At 39.9% G+C, this 17,092-nt stretch carries 14 protein-coding genes; 9 read left to right on the top strand and 5 right to left on the bottom strand.

Annotation, left to right across the window (positions count from 1 at the left end):
* Positions 1–179: 179 nt before the first annotated feature.
* Genes C9J47_RS07580 through C9J47_RS07560 form a run of 5 tightly spaced genes read left to right on the top strand, consistent with a single transcriptional unit; the run spans position 180 to position 3,509 of the window.
* Positions 180–935 carry a 5-oxoprolinase subunit PxpA gene (locus C9J47_RS07580; protein WP_107252979.1) on the top strand — a complete coding sequence of 252 codons (756 nt, stop codon included), beginning with the start codon at positions 180–182 and terminating at the stop codon, positions 933–935.
* On the top strand, positions 932–1,663 hold the full coding sequence (gene pxpB / locus C9J47_RS07575) for a 5-oxoprolinase subunit PxpB (RefSeq protein ID WP_107252978.1): 732 nt from the start codon (positions 932–934) through the stop codon (positions 1,661–1,663). Before C9J47_RS07580 ends, pxpB begins: the two co-directional genes overlap by 4 nt.
* Positions 1,645–2,598, top strand: coding sequence for a 5-oxoprolinase subunit C family protein (locus C9J47_RS07570; protein ID WP_107252977.1), 954 nt, complete (start codon positions 1,645–1,647; stop codon positions 2,596–2,598). The genes pxpB and C9J47_RS07570 overlap by 19 nt, the downstream gene beginning before the upstream one ends.
* A gap of 28 nt (positions 2,599–2,626) precedes the next feature.
* Positions 2,627–3,199, top strand: a complete 573-nt coding sequence (locus C9J47_RS07565) for a gamma-glutamylcyclotransferase family protein (RefSeq protein WP_107252976.1) — start codon at positions 2,627–2,629, stop codon at positions 3,197–3,199.
* A gap of 58 nt (positions 3,200–3,257) precedes the next feature.
* Positions 3,258–3,509: a hypothetical protein gene (locus C9J47_RS07560; protein WP_011218025.1), complete on the top strand. Its 252-nt coding sequence runs from the start codon at positions 3,258–3,260 to the stop codon at positions 3,507–3,509.
* Between the two features lie 73 nt (positions 3,510–3,582).
* Here the strand turns inward: C9J47_RS07560 and C9J47_RS07555 are convergent, their stop codons facing one another.
* Positions 3,583–4,347 carry a DUF3108 domain-containing protein gene (locus C9J47_RS07555; RefSeq protein ID WP_107252975.1) on the bottom strand — a complete coding sequence of 255 codons (765 nt, stop codon included), beginning with the start codon at positions 4,345–4,347 and terminating at the stop codon, positions 3,583–3,585.
* A 723-nt stretch (positions 4,348–5,070) separates the two neighbouring features.
* Positions 5,071–6,618, bottom strand: a complete 1,548-nt coding sequence (locus C9J47_RS07550) for a long-chain-fatty-acid--CoA ligase (protein WP_107252974.1) — start codon at positions 6,616–6,618, stop codon at positions 5,071–5,073.
* Between the two features lie 529 nt (positions 6,619–7,147).
* Between C9J47_RS07550 and C9J47_RS07545 the strand changes: the two genes are divergently transcribed.
* A complete protein-coding gene (locus C9J47_RS07545) occupies positions 7,148–7,366 on the top strand; it encodes a hypothetical protein (protein WP_107252973.1) in 219 nt (72 codons plus the stop codon).
* A gap of 454 nt (positions 7,367–7,820) precedes the next feature.
* A complete protein-coding gene (locus C9J47_RS07540) occupies positions 7,821–8,294 on the top strand; it encodes a DUF2947 domain-containing protein (RefSeq protein ID WP_107252972.1) in 474 nt (157 codons plus the stop codon).
* 99 nt (positions 8,295–8,393) lie between these two features.
* Here C9J47_RS07540 and C9J47_RS07535 read toward each other — a convergent pair whose 3' ends face one another.
* Entirely contained in the window at positions 8,394–9,224 is an 831-nt protein-coding gene (locus C9J47_RS07535) for a pirin family protein (RefSeq protein ID WP_245903371.1), read from the bottom strand.
* 267 nt (positions 9,225–9,491) lie between these two features.
* Positions 9,492–10,916, bottom strand: coding sequence for an alpha-amylase family protein (locus C9J47_RS07530; protein ID WP_107252970.1), 1,425 nt, complete (start codon positions 10,914–10,916; stop codon positions 9,492–9,494).
* 352 nt (positions 10,917–11,268) lie between these two features.
* Between C9J47_RS07530 and C9J47_RS07525 the strand changes: the two genes are divergently transcribed.
* Together C9J47_RS07525 and ydiJ are read left to right on the top strand one after the other, a co-directional pair.
* A complete protein-coding gene (locus tag C9J47_RS07525; protein ID WP_107252969.1) occupies positions 11,269–12,813 on the top strand; it encodes a bifunctional NUDIX hydrolase/phosphatase PAP2 family protein in 1,545 nt (514 codons plus the stop codon).
* A gap of 141 nt (positions 12,814–12,954) precedes the next feature.
* The gene (gene ydiJ / locus C9J47_RS07520; protein WP_107252968.1) at positions 12,955–16,026 is read left to right on the top strand and encodes a D-2-hydroxyglutarate dehydrogenase YdiJ; all 3,072 of its coding nucleotides are present in this window, start codon (positions 12,955–12,957) and stop codon (positions 16,024–16,026) included.
* A gap of 150 nt (positions 16,027–16,176) precedes the next feature.
* Here the strand turns inward: ydiJ and aqpZ are convergent, their stop codons facing one another.
* Complete coding sequence (gene aqpZ / locus C9J47_RS07515) at positions 16,177–16,869, bottom strand: aquaporin Z (protein WP_107244021.1); 693 nt, start codon at positions 16,867–16,869, stop codon at positions 16,177–16,179.
* Between the last annotated feature and the right edge of the window lie 223 nt (positions 16,870–17,092).

The raw sequence follows: 17,092 nt of genomic DNA, 5'->3' as shown, positions 1-17,092 counted from the left end.
TTGATTACTTGTGTATTCAAATGATAAATTATTAATATAGATAAAAGCGTTTTTTATTATATGACTTGATTAACAATAGACTTGTTGTGAAGCCATTTTAGAAAATTGCGTTTTTAATCTATTGTTATAACGTGCTGCCAGTGTTTTGATGTTGTTAATTTTATAAGCAAGGATTCGCGATGAAATTGAACTGCGATATGGGTGAAAGTTATGGTCCGTGGCAAATGGGTAATGATGAAAAGGTTATGCCATTTATCGATATGGCAAATATTGCCTGCGGTTTTCATGCTTCCGATCCTGATATTATGGCGCAAACCGTTGAGTGGGCAACCACCTACCAAGTACAAATAGGCGCTCACCCCGGTTACGATGACAAGCTTGGTTTTGGACGACGTAGCATTCCTCATACACCATCATCAATAACCCATTTAATTGCCTATCAGGTGGGGGCGTTAGATGCGATTTGTCGGCTGCACAATAACAAGGTGTCTTATGTTAAGCCGCATGGTGCTTTATATAATGACATGATGGCAAATCGTGATATTTTCGAATCGATAGTAAAAGCTATCTCAGGTTTGAATGTTGATCGAATCAAAGGTGCGCCTTCTAATGCACTTAAATTGATGATTTTAGCGCGAGCTGATAATTCGGATTATCAAGAAGTGGCTAAGCAATATCACGTTGAGTTGTTGGAAGAAGCCTTTGCTGATCGTGCATATAATTCAGATGGATCTTTGGTCTCACGCGCACAAATTGGGGCGGTCCACCACAGCCCAGAAAGAATTAAACTGCAAGTTATTCAATTATCTCAAGGTTATGTTGTTACGGTTGATGGGAAGCGAGTGGCAATCAATGCCGACACAGTGTGCGTACATGGCGATAATGAAGTTTCAATCGCGACTATTGCTGAATTGAATCAGGTGCTTAACCCATGATAAGGATTGAGCAAGTATCTGAAACCTGCTTGATCATTTACTTAGGTGATCAGATAGATCTTCAATTAACTCAGGTGATCGCACAATTAGCTAATTACCTTGAACAGCACTTTTCAGAACAGTTGATTGATATTACGCCTTCCTATACGTCAATTTTGATCCAGTATCATCCTTTAAAGATCAACTTTAAAATGATCCAAGCCAGTGTATTAGCTTGGGCGAGCAAAGAATTAAAATCGAGTAAAAATCATAGACTAAACAGAGACGATCAATACATAGCCTGCCGTGGTAAAACCATTACGCTTCCGGTGTATTATGATGTAAGTGTAGGGCCTGATTTAGCGTCGTTAGCCAAAGAAAAAAGCCTTTCGATAGAACAAGTTATTAGTTTGCATCAGCAGGAAACGTATACAGTTTGTGCGATTGGCTTTGCCCCTGGTTTTGCTTTTCTTGCATCTGTAGACAATATGATAGCGACTCCTAGGCATGCAGAACCCCGTCTAAAAATACCTGCAGGCAGTGTTGGCATTGCCGATCAACAAACCGCAGTGTACCCAGATGATTCTCCCGGAGGTTGGCAAATTATTGGTAACTGCCCTCAGCAATTATTCTCACCGAATACAGATCCCATTTCACCCTTTGCAGTAGGGGATAAAGTGACCTTTGAAGCGATTGACCGTCAAACATTTTTAGATCTTGGAGGGGAAATATGGCCGCATTGGAAGTAGTACGTGCTGGTATGTTAACTCTACTGCAAGATTCGGGAAGATTAGGTGTTGCGCAGTTAGGTTTAAGCCAAGGCGGTGCATTAGATATGCATGCGTATTGCTGGGCTAACTATTTGTTGGGTAATGATATGTCATGCTCGCAACTGGAAATGACTTTAGGGCAAGCCAGTTTCAAATCAGATCACGATATTGTATGCGCGATCACTGGGGCAGATGCCGCTGCCACTATTGATGGTATCCCTGTTAAACCTTGGCAAACATTTTGTTTGAGTAAAGGATCGTTGTTAGCATTTAATTACCCTAGAAAAGGGCTGCGCACGTATTTAGCCGTAAAGGGGGGATTTCAATGTAAACCGATGATGGACAGTGTTTCTACTGTTGTTCGAAATAAAGTGGGGGGGATTGATGGTGGACGAGCATTACTTGTAGGTGATATGTTGCCAATGATTCTTCCATCTTCAAAAAGTGAATCTCATGTTAGGTATGCGCACAAAGCGTTATACGTCGCGCCACGTTTTATTCCGGATTATGAAGCACCATTAACGCTTAGAGTGATTGAATCGTATCAACATACATTGTTTTCTGAACACGTTAAGGCAAGGTTTTATTCTAATTCCTACCGCGTAAGCCTGCAGTGCGATCGCATGGGATGCCGCCTTGATGGACCTAATTTGAATACAGCAGTAAATGGCATTATTTCTGAAGGCATTGCGTATGGCGCAATACAAATTCCACCTAATGGACTACCTATTATCTTATTTAATGATCGGCAGACATTGGGGGGATACCCTAAGTTGGGCTGTGTTGCACGGATTGATATGGCCAAGCTTGCCCAAGCAGCTCCTGGTAAAGAGGTACAGTTCTTGCGTGGTAATTTAGAAGAACTACAGCAAGAGTGGATACAGTTTTCGCGATATTTTGGCTTGCCGTATTAGGGGCAACAAACATTAGGACATAAGCTTTATGTATATTTTTGGTTATGGCAGTTTGATTAACAATCATTCACGTCAATTAACGGGTCAAACGGGTAAAGCGATTCCTGCGGTGATACAGGGTTTACAGCGTTACTGGGGGAAAGTTGATGGTAGCTATAAAATAGCGCCGTTAGTGGCAAGAGTCGGTGAAGGGCACTGTAATGGGGTGTTGGTTGCTGTTGATGACATTACCTTACAAGAATTTGATCGTAGAGAAAAAGGCTATCACCGTGTACGTGTAAACCTTGATAGCATTGTATGTGTAAGCGATGAATGTATCTTGGAAGTAGATGAAACCGTTTGGGTGTACGTTAAAGATGATACTGAAGCACCTTGCGAGCATCAACCAATTGTACAGACTTATGTCGATACAGTATTGGCTGGCTGTTTATCGATCTCGGAGTCGTTTGCTAAAACATTTGTGGAAACCACTCATGGCTGGCATCATCCGCTGGAAAACGATCGCCATAACCCTAAATACGGCAATTTAGCAGGGGTACTTGATGAGCATTTATACACAATAGACACGTTGATTCAACAAGTTAGACTGCCGTTAAAGTAGAACATCGTAACTTCTTAATGTAGTCATACCTTAATTTAGCAAATAGTGTAGAGAGTAAATGGCAAAACCGAACAAAAAAGGCCCAACCAAAACCGTTGATGTATTGTGTGCTGGCTGTAAAACGCAATTGTTTAAATATCGAAAAGGCGGGAAAGGTGCATTAGTAAAATGTTTTAAAGAACGTATAACGAAAGATTTTACCAATGAACCGTGTATTTGCCCTCAGTGTAAGGTGCAATTTGCCCGTGATACCTTAGTACGAGGAACGCCTGCATATAAAATGATAGGTGGTAAAGTAACCGCCAAATAACGTTTAGTGAGTTTAAAAGCGGTGTTAATAATGCGGTTTTATTTTTTGTGGTGTTAGGTGGCACCTTAGAGACTTACTGTGTTTGTGGTATGAATGGCTGAGAGACAACCTTCACTGGTGGGCAGACTACTTTCTTTGAATTTAATGTTGTTTTTAAGTCGAGGATGTTACGTTTATACGTTCCGAGTACCAGTTGATAATCTAACTCTGGCGCAAACCAAAGGTATAATTTTCTGTCACTTTTTCTGGTTTGCTCAACACGAATTGTTTTTAATTTCCCAAAGTTCGTATTAATCGTTTCCTGTCCTTTTACTTCAAAAAAATAATGATTTACTTCATCAGCATCTTGTAATAAAAAATCAAACTTCGTTTCGTCATTGATAATATTTAAGCGCATTTGGCTGGCCAGTGCATCAGCATCCAGTAGTGGCATTGAATCGTCTGAAAATGTCATTATTTTACCGTTAGAATCGACGGATGATTTACTGGCATTATCGCTAAATTTAGCCGTGAACTTTCCGGAAATTAGTCCTTTTACATCCCGATCAAATGACTGTGAGATGAAGCTATTTTTTTCTGCAGACCAGTTATAAGATGAGTGCTGCTTCAGGGATGACTTTGTCACCAATACATCTATCTTGCTATAAGTGTAAACATTAACGTTGTTATTATTCCAATTAATTTGTCGTTCAAAAGTGCCGATTTTGGCACCATGAAAAAAAACGTTATACGTCAGTATCTTTTTACATTGGTGATATTTTTTAGGTAATTCCGTAGCTGGTAGTAATGATGAAAAGCTCATCAGTAAAGCTGTTATAGATAAGTAAGTGCTTTTCATACTGCCTCCAGTTTCTGCTGATATCCCAACTAAGAATAACTCATCATAGTAAAACGTTAGCATTTAGCGCTGGTTATCGCAAAATCAAGTGAGATTAGTAAGAGGCAGAAAATGAATCAATCTGTCAGCATAAGCAGTCAGATAACACTATTTTTTGCACCAATAATGGACTTGTTTGTCTTTTTAGTATGAAAGAAAACATGGTGGCGGCATGATTGGCAAGTATATTTGAAGTAATGAGTTCTTGTTAGATTACGTTCAACAAAACTTCGTTGTACCCGATGGAAACGTGTTCCTGTAGTGCATGAAGGACATTTTTTACCAAACAACATATACAATACACCTAGTGGATAGTAATAAATTATGGCTTCAACGACTTGAGAGCAATCAGTCGTGATTTAGCTGAAGAAATGTGCAGTGTGTGAATGAAAGGGATATTAAGTAAGCAGTAGATTAAGTTCAAATAAAATAAGTTAGATTTTAATTTATTAGCCTGAGCAAAACTGAAAATTAGAAAAAACATATCGTTGAAGCTAATTTCATCGCCATTTTTTTGCGTTTAAATTCCTTGGAAATATATATACCCAAGTTACCTCAAGCTGCTCGTTTCAGCGAGAATTAGTTGGGATCTAGGCAAGGCACTTATTTATAGACCTAGCGTGCTACGTTGAAAATAAGTAACGGCTCATAAATTGAGCCGCTATTACGTTTTATTATGCTTATTTATTTTAGTAGTCGCTTAAGGATTTTTCCTGTTGCAGTCATTGGCAACGATTCTAGTATTTCAACCTGACGAGGGTACTTGTAATCAGCTAAACGTTCTTTACCCCAGTTAACCAATTCTTTAGGTGCTACTTTTCTATCCTCTTTTAGCACCACGAATGCTTTAACTTCTTCACCGTATGTTTTATGTGGTACACCAATAACGGCAATTAGGTGTACGTCTGGGTGTGTCATGAAGGTTTCTTCAATATCGCGAGGATAGATATTGAAACCACCACGTATAATGACCTCTTTTAAACGATCGACAACAAACACATAACCTTCATCATCAATACGAGCAATGTCACCCGTATGAAGCCAACCATTCACAATCGTTTTAGCCGTTTCTTCCGGCTTCTTATAATAGCCTTTCATTACGTTATGTCCGCGAATAAGAAGTTCACCCTCTTTACCTTGCGCGACCTCTACACCATCTTTATCAACCACCTTCATCGTTACGCCTGGCAATGGTTGTCCGATGCTTCCGGGTTTACGTTTATATTCAAGTAAGTTGAATGCAGCAACAGGTGATGATTCTGATAAGCCATAACCTTCAATAACTGGAACATTTAATATTTCTTCGAAGCGTTTTAATATTTCAACTGGCATCGAAGCACCACCTGAAATAGCAACTTTCATATTCTTTGCAATTTCACTGGTATATTCACTGCCATGCTTCTCAGTAAACGCGAGTAAGCCGATATACATAGTAGGTACACCGGCAAAGTGCGTGACTTTATGTGTGTACATCTGTTGCATGACTGTTTTAGGCACAAAGCGTGGAATTAATACTAAGGCACTGCCTACAAGCACTGAGGTATTAAGTATTAGAGACTGACCAAAGGTATGAAACAGAGGGAGAACCGCAATACTCACATCGGTGCCTTTTTGGTTGGTTAATGCTTGGCAGGCTTGCGCATTACACAGCATGTTACTTTGGCTTAATTCAGCCCCTTTAGCATGGCCCGTTGTACCAGAGGTGTATAAGATGACACAGCTATCTTCTGCTTTACGGTACACAGCATCAAAGTGGGTTTCTGATGATGTTAACCATGTGTTAAAAGCATGAGTGCCTTCAGGCAAGGCTTCTTGATTATTTTCTGCTTCAATCATGATGAAATGTTTACAGCTGTTAGCTTGCAGGAACCCCGCATGACCAAATTGACCTGTTGGTAACGCACTATTTCCTTGGTAACAAATCAGTGCGATAGCATCTGAATCATCAAGGTGGTAGGCAACCTCAGCTCCCTTTAGCATAATATTTAAAGGGACAGTTACAGCGCCTACTTTTTGAATTGCATAATAACTAATGACAAAAGCCGGCATGTTTGGGCAAGATAGCGCCACTTTATCATCAGGTTTGATACCTAATTTAACGAGTTGATTAGCCACTTGGTTAACCATACGATTAAGTTCTTGGTAGTTAATTTTATGTTCTTGAAAAATCAACGCAGTGTTTGTAGGGCAAAAGCTCGCATTACGCTCTAAATTAGTCGCTAAGTTATACATGATTATGTTTATCTTTTTTATGAAGCTGCTTTTCGTCTAATTATGTGGCACTAAACAGTTTTGATAAGCGCAAATGTTAACGAGTAAGCAAGCGTATTATTTAGGTATGATTTTATTTTACGATCTTTGCAATTTTTTGTGCATAAAAAAATACCAAAGTGTAAAAAATAGAGGCATTTAAAAAACCTTTTTAAGATGCGGGTGTAGAGAGACTGTATGAAAAAGTGGACAGTAATGCCTATGAGTGTAGTGGTATTTACTGTAGGTATAATGTCATCATCTTATGATGAAATAAAAAGTTAATTAAAATAAATAAATTAATTAACATATATAAATCATTGGCTTACTTCAAAATATTTTATATCCCTTTTGTGTGGTCGTGTGCTTTTGTCAATAAGTGCCTGTTTTTTTTGTGAAAAATAAAATATCTCTCTACTAAATAGATGTGACATTTTCAAGTCACAAATTTGACGATTTAGGGTGAGGGTTCTATTTTTATTGAGGTTTAACTGAGAGGAGGAATCAAAAAATGAAAAGAATGAACTCGTCGTATCGTTTACAGGTAATAAAAGAAGTAATGACACGGCGACGGCTTACTGAACAAAATGATCCTATGGCTAATCATATCTCTCAGTTGCTAGATTCTCATGCACATGATGAAGTAGTCAAAGACGTTCCTCAATTTAGCGGAAGTCATTTTGATGAGAATGTTGGTGGCTGGATAAGTAATACGTGGGATTTAAAATAAAATCATTCAATGTATCTAGTTGGCTATGTAGAGATAGGGGCGATAGCGGAATACGCTAAACGCCCTTATAATACCAAATCCATTAATTATCTGCTCAGTTCAGCGAGAGTTAAAATGTTTTTAGGCAAGGAGATAAATTGAGGATCTAGTGGCTCTAAATTGAAATTTATTAACGCAGTATAAAAGTATTTTAAACTTGCTCAAAGGGAATATCACTGGAAGCAACTTCTGTGTCTAGCGATTTCAAAAGAGAACTACTCTTCTATCAAATACTATCCTTGAACTCGACTCCCAGTGGTATTCTGAATGGGCCGATAATTAATGGAATTGGTATTAGTATTCGTAATGATGACGAAACTAGATTGGCATTATATGAGCGTTTTTTCACAGAGAACTGGCACAATATCGGTGACTGATGTAAATTGCTTCCGTCAATGTTTTGTTAGGTCGATGAATGAACTACGTAGAGTTAGATAAGTATTCTCGCAAGTGGATTTTTACCCACGCATCTATGCCAGTCGCAGCTGCTGATTTGGAAGAAATTAAGCCGTTTACCCAAGCGCGCTCTTCACAAATTTGGTCGGAGCATATCAGTAAACACAGCCCTGATGCTGATCACTTTGAAAAAGGTGATTGGGCCTCGAATGAAAAAATCTGGAGTGAAGATACTGATTGGCAAACAGAGTGGGATAATGATGACGCCACTTTGCCCAACGAAGTGCTAGAGTTCATCGACTGGGAAGATAATACAACGGTCTTCTTCTGTTATGAAAAATACAATGTAATTGAGACCAAATGGGGCGTATTTAAACGTAATTGGAAGAATTTCTTATTCTTTGATGACGGCCCAATGCTGATTGGTCGTAAGAAAAAACAAGTATTATGGTTTAACTCGAATGGTACGTTTAAATCTGGCCTTCGAGAGTAGATAGCATCATTTATATATCTACATAGCTATTATGTAGATATATAAACAGCCTTTCAGATTATTATTTGTAATAATCTGAAATCGGCTTTATTCATATTTTCATATCTCTATATTTTCCATTAGTTCTTCGATTTTTTCTCCTCCGATTTTTAGATTTTTACGCGATGAATGAATAGAAGCACCTGAGCTAATAAGTGGTTGATTTAACGGCTCTCCAAGCACAACAAACAAACGAGTGCCAATATCACTTGTCTTTATTTCTAAGGCGTGCGAACTCAAATCTAATATTGCCATTTGATTGGGTTGTAGCTGATTTCCACTAATATATGCTTTACCAGAACGCAAATAGATAAAGCCAGCAGTCAGGTTATTCTTTGGTTGAAATGTCCACGTACCATAAGAGGAAATAATAATATCAAGGTAAACAATATCAATACTATAGTTAACGGGACTATTTATTCCTTTGTAACTACCAACAAGTACTTTTGTGGTTGAGTCGGCCTCTTCGACAAGGGGAAGTATCGCGGTTTTGTAATTGGTGCTCGAGGCGGTTTCCATTTCCGCATTGCCTGCGGGTAATGCCGTCCATAGCTGAAACGTTTCCACTACTCCATTTACTGGGGTTAATGTATCTTTGTGTACGATACCGCTTCCTGTGGTCATCACATGCACGTCACCTCCTTCTAGCGTCGCATGACAACCAGAAGAATCGACATGTTTTACTTTGCCTACAACAGAGTAACTTATCGTATCGACGCCAGAGTGCCCATGAAAATCAAGCCCAACAGGTTTCATTTTGTTTTTTGCGGCAAAATGATCCCACAGTACAAATGGATCGACTTCTGCGATATTACCTGCATCGATATATGCAGTCATTGCCCCTGCTTTTAATCCGTATCGGATTGTTATTATCTTTCTTGTTTTATTCATAGCTAAACCCAAATAAGGTTCAATAGTTAAATCATAGACCTTGAGCCCAAAAGAAACCTAAAATTTACAGGTAATTTTAAGAGAGGGGGATGTATGAACGGGGGGCTGTGCAATTGGGTAAATGTATTTAATATCAGAGTGTTATGTGCTGTATTGGCGTTATTGTCTAGATGGGTATTATTTAATTATGCTAACGAAACAAAGCTCTCGCGCATTATTATGAGTAAGCGGAGAGCTTTTTATTTGTATCAAACGGGCCAATATAGGTTATTGCATCCACATCCGAGCGGTTTGCGCTGGAACAGTTAAGTTGTGGTTTTGTGAAGTAATGGTTTCACTGCTGCCACTGAGCACATCAATGTAAGGTTGATACCAGTTAAATTCGTAGCGGTAAGTGTCGACTGTGTAACTGCGAGCTTCGCCACATTTGTTGATGGCTACTAGTCCTGCTTTATCACGTTTAAAGATAAGTAGGCATTTATCGCTGTATAAGGTTTCCATCGACTTGCCCTGCATCGCGTTGTGAAAACGAACCATGCTTACCATATCAGCGTTATTCCACATATCGTTCCAACGACCGTTGTCTTTGTCTTCCTCTGGTTTAAGCGCGTCGCTATAGATGAGTGGAGTACCGCCATTTTTCCCGAGAATATAGGCATAAGCGAGTTTCTCGCTAGTCGGATCCATAATCTGGTACCGGAAGCCGTCATTAGTCGGAATATCGTGGGTAATGGTAAAAGTGATCGCACGATCATTGGCTAGCGCTTGCCCGTATGCCTGCGGATCATGCAATTGACTCATGCTGCCATTGTAAGAAAAAGCATTTCGAATAGAAGAAAATAGTGGGAAATCATAAGCGCCATGATCTGTATTATTCAGATAAGGCTGTAAGAAAACATCGTAATCGTTAGTGCCTTTTCCACCGCTGGTGATCACTTCCCCAAATACATGCATACCAGCTGTGATTTCAGGAGTGAACACTTGATTTATTTGGTATTCGCTCATGTGTTTTACTGCATCGACACGAAATCCTTTAATGCCCATGGTTTTCAATGCTTGCAGGTACAAACGCTGTTGGCTCACCACCCAATTATTAGGATCTAAATCTGGTAAACCTGTGTCACCGTTACCGCCGCATAAGCGCCAATACTGCACGTGTCCCGGATTTCCCCAGTCGGTGATACATCCGGCAGGATGGAAGTCATTTGCAGAGAAACTGCCCTGTGTCAGATCGCCAAATAATTTCTGTTTGTTCATGTAACCCATGTTTTGGCTATATTGCGTCAACAGATCACTGCCAGGGTAATTAAGGTCGTTACGTTTCCAGCTTTCATTCGCCATGTGATTGAGCACGATGTCGGCATAGACTTCAACACCTTCAGCTTTAAGGGCGGCAATCAGTTTTTGTAAGTCTTCTTTGTTACCGACAGGTGAGTCGATTAAGCGAATGTCTTGCGGCTGGTAACGTGCCCACCATTCATTGCCAGATGATTTCAGCGGGGGTGAAATAAGCACTTTTTTATAGCCAGCCTGTGCGATGCTCTTGGCTTGTAGTGTAATGTCGCTGTATGACCAGTTAAATGCATGCAAAATGGTATCGGCTTGAACTGAAGTGGCAAAGAAGCTGCTACCTATGATTGCGGTGGTAAGCACAGAGGCGCGTGCAAAGGATGTTCCTAACGTTATTGTCATTATTGGTATGCCTTATTAATAAATAGAATCTACATAAGGGAAGTGGAGTTAGATTTATTGTTATAGGTATGTTTAACAGGTTACCTATAAACATTATCAATAGTTCCTGATGGGTTTATTCTTTGGAATCAATGTCGTTGATTGTAGTGCTGACTTTTTTAAGAATGTGATGAGCAAGCAATTTATAAGGTGATGGAGTGCGTCAATTGCGGTTATATAATGCTCTACGATTTTATGGCGAATGTGGCAATAGATGTTTTACGGAAGCATTTCTTACTGTAATCAGAATGACGATTACTATAAAGATAGGTAAGATGGCATAAGATCAATGACTTACCGATAGGGCTATTCCGTGTTTTATAACGCCAAGACTTCTATTTACTCTGTATGGCTACTCAGTTTTTTCTTTTTGCTTTTTTCTTCTTCTAGTTATGCTGTATCTGAACGCCTTACACAAAAAGAGATAGCGCCTGAAGAGATAGTGCCTGAAGATATTGTGGGTTCGGTTTGTGTTATTCGTCATGACGATAAAATTGTGATGTTGTCGGAAGTGATTACCCAGAAGCTATCGTTACCTGGTGGATATATTGATGCCGGAAATACGGCAGAAGAAGCAGCTGTTCGTGAAGCGCTAGAAGAAACGGGGCTGGTGGTTTCTATTGATAAATTACTGCAATACCGTGGACGTGCCGCGATATACAGCTGTGTGGCTGATGCGCCTATTTTAGTATCTTCACGGGTTGATTATCGAAATTATACGGTTGTAGCCTCGTGGTTTGCAGAGCACTTTGGCAAAGAAGTAAAACGGGTTTATTTGATCAACCCCGACAAAATGAATAGTGATGAGTATCGATACCCTGATGATACAAAGCTATTGGCTAAGTGGATTAAGAATACGCCAAATAGTGAGATAACAGTCTATTCTGATTTGAGTGATAAAGTGAATGCCTTACACCGCTTTGAATTAACGTTAATGAATGATTTTCAGCAATGGGTTAAATCACAATCAAATACTGTTAAATCATTATTTGATGTAACGATGACAGTCGTTAATTTACCTGGAGAAGCGTATTTCCTTTTATTTGTCACCATAGTGGTTATTGCTCTTTATGGACCAATGGCCTTATTGCAGCTATTAGTGATGCTAGTTGGCGTTATATTCATCTCTTCTTTACTAAAGTATGGTATTGCCTCCCCAAGACCTTTTTATATCGTGCCGGAATTACAACAAACAAATGCTTATGGCTTTAGTTTTCCTAGTGGGCATACACTAATGGCGACTGTGTTATGGGGTATGCTGTGGTGCTTAGTGCGTGAGAAAAACGGTGTTGCAAAAAGGCCAAAGAATAGCTTATTGTTTTCACTATTTATTGTGCTAATGATCATTGGTCAAGCTATTGCTAGAGTATGGTACGGCGTACATTATATGAGTGATACGATTGCCAGTATTATTCTGGGTATTGTGGTTGTTATTCTATGGAGTAAATGGCATCACTCAACAGAAATACCATTAAAAAATAGTATTGTCAGTAAATGGTTTTGGTTGGGTACAACGATCTTTGTTGGTGTTATTGCTAGTGTTGTTCAACTACCAGATCATGTTTATTTATTCTCTGCATTATTAGCCATTTTCTTAAGCATAGAATTGGTACCTAAAAACTCGCTTAGGTTATCTGTATTTAACCGTTGTGTAACTGCATTAATAACGTTGATTGGTATTGTGGTTATTGGTTACTTTGTTTCGTCTCTTGCACACAGTTCTACGGTTAGCTTGATTGTCGTTGCGATAAATTCTATCGGGTCTTTTGTGGCAGTAGGCTGGATGGTGATCGTTCCCTCTCTGTTGTATAAAAAGTTGGCAAATAAAGCGTGTTTTTTAAAAGCTAAATTCGATTAACGATGGCCTTAGTGATTTCACGTTGAGCTTGGTCACACTTTTTTTAAGATAAAGAGTGATGTAAAGTGGTTTATTTCTATTTTGAAAATATAACAAGCCAGTCTTCGTAGGATACGATAAAGATACTGGAGAGGGAGAGCAATGTTACCTGTATTGACATATCAGAATAGTATCGACGAAGTCGTACTGTCTTATCTGACTGAATTAGAATCTGCTGGATTCACCGGCGATATTGAAAAAAGTTACGCGAGCCGTCTTGCCGTCGCTACCGACAATAGTGTTTATCAACTATTACCACAAGCCGTTGTGCTTCCTCGTTCAGTGAATGACTTATCCCTAATAGGTCAACTTGGTCAAAAAGAGGCGTATAAAAAAGTAACGTTTTCACCGCGCGGTGGTGGTACAGGTACCAATGGCCAATCATTAACACCGGGTATCATTGTTGATTTATCTCGGCATATGAACCAAATCCTTGAAGTGAATGCTGAAGAAGGATGGGTAAGAGTACAAACAGGTACAATTAAAGACCAATTGAATGATGCTCTACGTCCTTACGGTTTCTTTTTTTCGCCTGATTTATCAACCAGTAATCGTGCCACCATTGGCGGTATGATCAGTACCGATGCATCAGGGCAGGGGTCGTTAAAGTACGGTAAAACATCGGATCATGTATTAGCATTGAAAGCCGTATTGGTTGATGGTTCAATATTAGATACCGAGCCGCTAGACAGTAAAGCAGTGGCTCGTTATGCGAATGAAGCCAGCTTTGTCGGTAATGCGATTAGTACTTCATCTACGGTATGTCGCGAAAAGCGCCAGCAGATTGTCGATAAATTCCCCCCGCTAAATCGTTTTTTAACGGGTTATGATCTTAAAAACGTATTTGACGAAAACGTTGAAACATTCGATATTGCCCGTCTTTTATGCGGTGCTGAAGGGTCGTTAGCCTTTGTTGCTGAAGCAAAACTCAATATTACCCCTATTCCTAAGTCTCGTACCTTAGTCAACATTAAGTACGATAGCTTCGATTCTGCATTGCGTAGCGCCCCGATGATGGTTGAGGCTCAAGCGTTATCGGTAGAGACTGTCGATTCACGTGTTTTGAATTTTGCTAAACAAGATATTGTTTGGAACACCGTCAGCGATTTACTCACCGATGTACCGGGCAAAGAAATGTTGGGTATTAATATGGTGGAATTTGCCAATAATGACCCTGAAGAAAATCAAAGCCAAGTTACCGATTTATGCGCAAAGCTAGATATTCTTATCGATCAGCAGAAAGATGGCTTAATTGGCTATCAAGTATGTGATGAACTGGCAAGCATTCAAAAAATTTACACCATGCGTAAAAAAGCGGTGGGTTTATTAGGTGCAGTACAAGGCAATAAAAAGCCGATTGCTTTCGCAGAAGATACTTGTGTGCCACCTGAAAATTTAGCCGATTTTATTGTTGAATTTCGTCAACTTCTAGACGACAAAAAACTTGATTATGGCATGTTTGGTCACGTTGATGCTGGTGTGTTACATGTACGACCTGCATTAGATATGTGCGATCCTGAGCAAGAACTTACCATGAAAGAAATTTCAGACCAAGTTGTTGCTTTAGTCGCGAAATATGGTGGCTTAATGTGGGGGGAACACGGTAAAGGTTTCCGCTCTGAGTATGGCCCTGCATTTTTTGGCGACGAGCTATTTACTGAATTACGTCGGATTAAAGCGGCATTTGACCCTGATAATCGCATGAATCCAGGTAAAATTTGTACGCCGTTAGGTAGCAGCGATGAGTTAGTCAAAGTTGATGGTGTTAAACGCGGTTTCTACGACCGTCAGATTCAAGTAACAACGCGTGATAGCTTTAAACAAGCGATGGAATGCAACGGTAACGGTTTGTGTTTTAATTACGACACAAGCTCTCCTATGTGTCCGTCGATGAAAATCACGGCAGATCGCCGTCATTCGCCAAAAGGTCGTGCGGGGCTAGTACGTGAATGGTTACGCCAGCTAGCCGAACAAGGTATTAATGCGGATGAGTTGGAGCAGAAGCTGCTCACCACAACGCCCACGGTAAAGCAGATTATAGATCGTCTGAAAAATACCTATGGTTCACACAAGAATGATTACGATTATTCTCACGAAGTGATGGAAGCAATGAATGGTTGCCTTGCATGTAAAGCGTGTGCAAGCCAATGTCCAATTAAAGTGGATGTGCCGAGTTTCCGTTCCCGTTTCATGAATATCTACTACAGCCGTTATCAGCGTCCGGCCAAAGATTACTTGGTGGCGTATGTCGAAAACTATCTGCCGATTATGGCCAAAGCGCCCGTTACGTTTAACGCGATAATGCGACCAGTATGGTCGAAGAAACTGACAGAAAAAGCGATCGGTTATGTTGATATGCCAGCACTGTCGGTGCCAACATTGATGGAAGGCTTAGATGGCCATCATGCTACTCATTTTGATCTATTGTGGTTACAAGCACTGTCACAAACAGAGCGTAGTCAGTACGTACTTATTGTTCAAGACCCGTTTACCAGCTATTACGATGCGGAAGTGATCCGTGATTTTGTATACTTAATTGAAAAATTAGGTAAAAAACCCATGTTGGTTCCGTTTAAACCCAACGGTAAAGCACAACATGTGAAAGGCTTTTTACGTCAGTTTGCAAAAACAGCACGTAATACGGCTGATTTTTTGAATCAATTGGCGTCTTTGGGGATTCCGTTAGTTGGTGTCGATCCCGCACTTGTACTGTGTTATCGCGATGAGTATGAAGAGGTACTGAAAGAAACACGTGGTGATTTTCATGTACTAACGGCTCATGAATGGTTAACACCACTTCTGGCTGAGCAGCCGAATGATGTATTACGTGATGCTGCAAATAACAACGACGATTGGTACTTGTTTGCGCATTGTACTGAAAAAACCAAAATGCCTAATGCAGAAAAAGAATGGATGGCAATCTTCAATCAATTCGGGGCAGGGCTAAAGCCTGTTGCTGTAGGTTGTTGTGGCATGGCGGGTACGTTTGGGCATGAGAAAGACAAACTTGAAATTTCGAAGGGTGTTTACAATCTGAGTTGGAAGCCAAACATTGATCTGTTGGATCCCGAGCGTTGTTTGGTGACAGGTTACTCATGCCGTAGTCAGGTGAAACGGTTTGAACACATCAAAATGAAACACCCCGTTCAGGCGTTGTTGCAATTACTGTCGTAGTCGTAAGCACTGGTATTTAAAAGCTAGTTTTTAAGAGCTGGCATTTAAGAACAGGCACCTAAAAGCGACATTGAATTTAGCAATAAAAAAGCGAGCAATGAATGCTCGCTTTTTTACGGTCAAAGAGTGCTTGAGTTAGCTTAAATCTAATTAATCTTCGTTTGGACACAACCAGCGATAGATAATACCCGCGACGATAGCACCGAGTATAGGTGCAACCCAGAATAGCCATAATTGAGACATAGCCCAATCACCCACAAAAATTGCAGGGCCAGTACTACGAGCAGGATTAACAGATGTATTAGTAACTGGAATACTGATTAAGTGGATTAACGTTAACGCTAAACCAATGGCTAACCCTGCCATACCAGGGTTGGCTAATTTGTGTGTAACACCAAGAATGATGAACAAGAACATAAAGGTCATTACAAACTCGGTTACAAAGCCCGACAACATGGTGTAACCACCAGGTGAATGCTCACCATATCCGTTGGATGCTAGCCCGCCAGCAAGATCAAATCCTGCTTGACCACTTGCGATAATGTACAGTACAAATGCGCCAGCAATAGCACCTAAAACTTGGAAGACAATATAAGGGATAATTTCATTTGCTGGAAAGCGACCGCCAGACCATAAACCAACAGTTACAGCAGGGTTTAGGTGGCAACCTGAAATATGACCAATAGCGTAAGCCATCGTCACTACGGTTAAACCAAAGGCAAGTGCAACACCAAGTAGGCCAATCCCAACGTCAGGAAATGCTGCTGCTAACACAGCGCTACCACAACCACCTAATACTAGCCAAAATGTGCCAATGAATTCAGCAACAAGTTTTTTTATCATCATTAGTTTTCCTGTCCACAATTTCGTATAACGAAAATTTAATAAGATATGGTGTGATAACTGACATAAATTAACTAGAGGGGCGCAGTATCTTTTATGTAAGTTTTATAGCTTTTAATCTCTATTTATATACTGGGTAATGATTAATCATAGATTCAAAACTATTCAACATTCTTAACCACTTGATAAGTTACGATGTAAAAAGTGTAGCTACGTAATTTTA

This window comes from Photobacterium indicum (assembly GCF_003026215.1).
In the GTDB taxonomy this organism is placed as follows: domain Bacteria; phylum Pseudomonadota; class Gammaproteobacteria; order Enterobacterales; family Vibrionaceae; genus Photobacterium; species Photobacterium indicum.
The sequence above is the reverse complement of the archived record's forward strand: the minus strand, read 5'-3'. Positions and strand labels throughout refer to the sequence as shown.

What these genes read in the sequence shown, in the direction of transcription:
- C9J47_RS07540 (WP_107252972.1), top strand. Translation starts at nt 7,821, where the DNA reads ATGAACTACGTAGAGTTAGATAAGTATTCTCGCAAGTGGATTTTTACC.
- C9J47_RS07535 (WP_245903371.1), bottom strand. Translation starts at nt 9,224, where the DNA reads ATGAATAAAACAAGAAAGATAATAACAATCCGATACGGATTAAAAGCA.
- C9J47_RS07530 (WP_107252970.1), bottom strand. Translation starts at nt 10,916, where the DNA reads ATGACAATAACGTTAGGAACATCCTTTGCACGCGCCTCTGTGCTTACC.
- aqpZ (WP_107244021.1), bottom strand. Translation starts at nt 16,869, where the DNA reads ATGATAAAAAAACTTGTTGCTGAATTCATTGGCACATTTTGGCTAGTA.
- ydiJ (WP_107252968.1), top strand. Translation starts at nt 12,955, where the DNA reads ATGTTACCTGTATTGACATATCAGAATAGTATCGACGAAGTCGTACTG.
- C9J47_RS07550 (WP_107252974.1), bottom strand. Translation starts at nt 6,618, where the DNA reads ATGTATAACTTAGCGACTAATTTAGAGCGTAATGCGAGCTTTTGCCCT.
- pxpB (WP_107252978.1), top strand. Translation starts at nt 932, where the DNA reads ATGATAAGGATTGAGCAAGTATCTGAAACCTGCTTGATCATTTACTTA.
- C9J47_RS07545 (WP_107252973.1), top strand. Translation starts at nt 7,148, where the DNA reads ATGAAAAGAATGAACTCGTCGTATCGTTTACAGGTAATAAAAGAAGTA.
- C9J47_RS07555 (WP_107252975.1), bottom strand. Translation starts at nt 4,347, where the DNA reads ATGAAAAGCACTTACTTATCTATAACAGCTTTACTGATGAGCTTTTCA.
- C9J47_RS07565 (WP_107252976.1), top strand. Translation starts at nt 2,627, where the DNA reads ATGTATATTTTTGGTTATGGCAGTTTGATTAACAATCATTCACGTCAA.
- C9J47_RS07570 (WP_107252977.1), top strand. Translation starts at nt 1,645, where the DNA reads ATGGCCGCATTGGAAGTAGTACGTGCTGGTATGTTAACTCTACTGCAA.
- C9J47_RS07580 (WP_107252979.1), top strand. Translation starts at nt 180, where the DNA reads ATGAAATTGAACTGCGATATGGGTGAAAGTTATGGTCCGTGGCAAATG.
- C9J47_RS07560 (WP_011218025.1), top strand. Translation starts at nt 3,258, where the DNA reads ATGGCAAAACCGAACAAAAAAGGCCCAACCAAAACCGTTGATGTATTG.